Annotated in this window: 1 protein-coding gene; it reads right to left on the minus strand. The window is 67.1% G+C overall.

Features of this window, described 5'->3' with window-relative positions; translation table 11 throughout:
- Positions 1-790: xylose isomerase (locus ACXJKR_RS33890; RefSeq protein ID WP_457326599.1), on the minus strand; the 790-nt coding region annotated here is incomplete at both ends.

Below are 790 nucleotides of genomic sequence, written 5' to 3' on the forward strand. Positions count from 1 at the left end.
GCGCGTCCCAGCCGGCGTAGCGGCTGTCCACGGCGGCTTTCAGGCGCCCGTCGTTGACCATCTTCTCGGCGATCAGCAGCGCCTGGGCGCACACGTCCATGCCGCCGATGTGGCCGTGGAACAGGTCCTCGGCGTCGATGGACTGGCGGCGCACCTTGGCGTCGAAGTTCAACCCGCCCGAGCCCAGGCCWCCGGCCTGGATGACGTGGTACAGCGCSAYSGCCGTCTCCGGCACGTTGTTGGGGAACTGGTCGGTGTCCCAGCCCAGCTGCGGRTCACCSCGGTTCATGTCCAGGCTGCCCAGGATGCCCAAGGCGCCTGCCGTGGCGATCTCRTGCTCGAAGCTGTGGCCCGACAGCGTGGCGTGGTTGGCCTCGATGTTGACCTTSACTTCCTTCTCCAGGCCGTAGCGCACCAGGAAGCCGTACACGGTSGCGGTATCGAAGTCGTACTGGTGCTTGGACGGCTCRCGCGGCTTGGGCTCGATGAGGATGGCGCCCTTGAAGCCGATCTTGTGCTTGTACTCAACCACCATGTTCAGGAAGCGGCCGAGCTGGTCCAGCTCCTGGCCCAGGCGCGTGTTCARSAGCGTCTCRTAGCCCTCGCGGCCGCCCCACAGCACGTAGTTCTCGCCGCCGAGCTTCAGCGTCGCGTCCATCGCGTCGCGCACCTGCAGCGCGGCCATGGCGAACAGCTCGGGGTTGGGGTTGCTGGCCGCRCCGCTCATGAAGCGGCGGTGGCTGAACAGGTTGGCCGTGCCCCACAAGAGCTTCAAGCCCGTGGCCTGCTG

It is taken from the genome of Roseateles sp. P5_E11 (assembly GCF_054049355.1).